The following is a 3,488-nucleotide window of genomic DNA, read 5'->3' on the forward strand; positions in this document are numbered from 1 at the left end:
AAGCAGGGACGGTATCAACACGCTCTAGCAGTCTGCCAAGTGTCTGACTTGGGTTGGTAGTTGGCACAACCTTGTATTTCATTGCAAGCGCTTTAAGCCAATTTCTGTCGTATTGGTTCAGGCTGGCGGCACCATTTTTTTTTATGGAAGTGCTCATAGCTTGTATTGCAGTTCTGAGGCGAAGTATGTGAAGGTTTTCGTCCTTAACCATTGGCAATAAATATTCAAAAAAAGACTGCTTCTTCTCACTTATATTCTGAATAACTGAAAAGTCAGGAAGCGGGACGGACAGACTGCTATCGGCCTTGTTTTCAATCTTGGGTAGCATATTTTTGGGACTGTGATAGAACCATATGCTTGCCCAAATAATAGACAGTAAGCAGAGGGTAACGGGGTAGTTAATGCTGACGAGGCGTGAAATTAAACTCATTAAAGTTTCAGGGCGCAAATGTTTAAGTAAAGTAATTTTACTTATATTACACAGACAGCACCCTGAAAGAAAATATATCGTTCGTTTAAAACTGATCTAGAAACTGCTCGTAACCCCGGCTACTAAGTTGCTGCTTGGGAATGAATTCCAACGCGGCGGAATTAATACAGTATCTTAAACCAGTTGGCGCTGGGCCATCATCAAAGACATGCCCAAGATGTGAGTCTGCAAATTTACTACGAACCTCGGTGCGAGACATAAATAAACGAAAATCTTTCTTTTCAACTATATATTCTTCTATTAACGGTTTAGTAAAGCTCGGCCATCCTGTGCCAGAATCAAACTTATCTCTCGATGAGAATAGGGGTTCTCCACTGACGATATCGACATAGATACCTTCACGTTTCTCATCCCAGTACTCGTTATCGAATGATCTTTCCGTCCCTTCTTTTTGGGTAACTTTGTATTGAAGGTCGCTGAGCTTCTCACGTATCTTGGTATCGCTTGGTTTGCTGTATTGATTAGTCTGTTTGTTTTCGCTCATAGCTTTCCTCTCAAGATTTTCCTTTGTCCAAACTGTTTCCAGATACTGATCTCTACCTGAATTGTAGCGGTAATATTTATATCTTATTGGGTTTCTTTTGAAGTAGTCCTGATGGTAGTCTTCGGCAGGCCAGAACTTACCAGCTTCTATAATTTCTGTCGTAATGGGTTTATCAAATATGCCGCTGCTCTGAAGGGATGCTTTAGAAGAAGCAGCTAAGTTCATTTGCTCACGGTCCAAATAGAAGATTACGGGTCTATATTGCTTTCCTCTATCAACAAACTGTCCGTCAGAGTCTGTTGGGTTAATATGTTTCCAGTAAACATCAAGTAGGGACTGATAATTTGTGACTTTAGGGTCAAATTTTACTAGAACCGCTTCGACATGGCCGGTTTTGCCTGAGGCTACTTGCTTGTATGCGGGTGACTGTTCACTACCTCCGATATAGCCCGACGTGGCGGAAAGTACTCCTTTATGCTTTTCAAAGTCTGCTTCGGTACACCAGAAGCAGCCGCCGGCAAAAATCGCCGTGTCGCTCGCTGAGACAATGGCGCCTTTACTCATGGTGGATGCCCCAGGCTCTTGTGCTGCTTGGGTGATTGCGCTCAGATAGGTAATAATACTAAGCAAACTGACGATCCAAAGTGTTTTTTTCATAAATTCCTACTCTATCGGGATTCTTTTAAGCAACTGTAGAACTTAGGACAAGAGGTTTGCAGAAAGGTTCCAAATCCGTTTTAGATATTTTCTCTTAGTCAGGCCTGTTTTTATCTGAGGGCTAATTTTAGGGAGGTGAATAAATCACTAAACATCCTTTAGAATCCGAAGTTTAGGTCTATACTGCTATTTTATTGACGATAATAATTAATTGAGCCTTACCAGATATGTATAAGTTTCTTTTGAATCTCCGTTTAAAGTATAAGTTTTGGTTGTTAAACGGGGTTTCATTTACCATTGTTTGTTTAATGGTTGCTGCCTCCATTGCAATAAATCATTCTTTCATCTTGGATGAAAGTCGTGAGGACAATGCTGATATTGTCGATAGCTTACTATCTATTTCAAAAGAGTTGGACCCACTAGAGTACCGGGCATTGACAGCAGCTAGTAATAACCTGATTTACCGTGAGTCAGGTCAGCAAGATTATTTTACTGGTAAAAATGTTCACAATTCAATTTCAAGTGAGTCTATCGACAAGGCGCTCGATGCAAAAGAATTGCTTGTTACCTTTGGTGGTGGATGGCTCGATGAGTTCCCTGCCGTGACTCTTACAAAAGCGAGTCTTGACAATGGCGCAATCATTGCGCGTGTAGCCGTTAAACCTTCTTTGATACAAATGTTTAAAGCTCAAGCGCTCAATTTTGCCTCCGTCGTATTTGTCTTGATGTTAGTTCTTTTAGTCTGCTCACAGATTTTGATTACCTTCTTTGAACGTCATATTGATAATCTAAAATCAGTTATGAGACATGTTAGGAAGAATGGTGACTTAACTGCAAGAGTAGAAATAGATTGTCTTGATGAAGTGGGCGACATGGCTGAGGCTTTTAATGCCATGCAAGATAATTATCAAAGTACCGTTAAAGTGCTTATGGATACTGCTGGATCGCTGCATCAATCTGCTGCAAGCCTTCAGGAGAATGCAAATCGAACCGAGCGGGATATGTCTGAGCAACAGCAGGAAACTGCGGCAATTCTAGAGTCAATTGCGCAATTAACAATTGCCGCACAGGAAGTGGCCAGCAGCGCTTCAGAGATGCATGAAGTTAGTTCGTCTGCGGCTGATCTCACTGCTTCGGGCGAGCTAGAAGTCCAACAAGCCAAGGATGTTACACATACGCTAAGTCAGGAGATCGACCAAGTTTCGACTTTGATATCAACCTTGCAAGATGATACGAAGAGAATAGATTCTACAACAAGCGAGATACAGGTAATCTCTGAACAGACTAATCTTTTGGCGCTCAATGCTGCAATTGAAGCTGCAAGAGCAGGAGAGTCTGGTCGTGGCTTTGCGGTGGTTGCAGATGAGGTTCGTTCGCTCGCTCAACATGCACATGAGTCGAGCGAGAAGATACAGCAGCTTGTAAATGCAATTCGAAGTGTAACCAGCGATATTATTCGGGTAATGGATCAAGGTACCTCGACAGCAAACAACAGCGTTGAGAGCTCGGAGCGTACGGTTGCTTTATTCTCTGATATTCGCTCCCTAAGTGATCGTATCAATCGCAGTAATCTTGTCGTGGCGTCTGCCGCTGAAGAGCAGAGCCAAACAAGTCTCGCTGTGAGCAATGGCCTAGAGGAAGTCAAAAAAGGAGCCGACCACGTTCTACTTAATGCAATGAGTGTTAGCGAAGACTCAAAGAGGATAGCTGATCTTGCTAATCAGCTTGAAAGCATCGTCGGAAAACTGCAAGTATAAGCTTAAGGTTCTTTCACTTCTTCACGGGCAAATCGCCCGATCTCACGGTCAGTAATTATTGGCGCGCTATCTATAGCAATCGAGATTGTGAACATGCTCG

2 protein-coding genes and 1 pseudogene are annotated in these 3,488 nt (G+C 42.5%); 1 reads left to right on the forward strand and 2 read right to left on the reverse strand.

Annotated features, from left to right (window positions below; all coding sequences use genetic code 11):
- A pseudogene (locus A3757_RS16720) lies at positions 1-430 on the reverse strand (hypothetical protein); the annotation flags it as partial.
- An 85-nt stretch (positions 431-515) separates the two neighbouring features.
- Positions 516-1,538 (reverse strand): peptide-methionine (R)-S-oxide reductase MsrB, encoded by a 1,023-nt coding sequence (gene msrB / locus A3757_RS16725; RefSeq protein WP_368664616.1) that lies wholly within the window; start codon positions 1,536-1,538, stop codon positions 516-518.
- 320 nt (positions 1,539-1,858) lie between these two features.
- Between msrB and A3757_RS16730 the strand changes: the two genes are divergently transcribed.
- Positions 1,859-3,388, forward strand: coding sequence for a methyl-accepting chemotaxis protein (locus tag A3757_RS16730; protein WP_068760189.1), 1,530 nt, complete (start codon positions 1,859-1,861; stop codon positions 3,386-3,388).
- Positions 3,389-3,488 lie beyond the last annotated feature (100 nt).

This window comes from Oleiphilus sp. HI0117 (assembly GCF_001635235.1).

Bases quoted from the DNA above. Each gene is read 5' to 3' on its own strand.
- A3757_RS16730 (WP_068760189.1), top strand. From the start codon at position 1,859: ATGTATAAGTTTCTTTTGAATCTCCGTTTAAAGTATAAGTTTTGGTTG.
- msrB (WP_368664616.1), bottom strand. From the start codon at position 1,538: ATGAGTAAAGGCGCCATTGTCTCAGCGAGCGACACGGCGATTTTTGCC.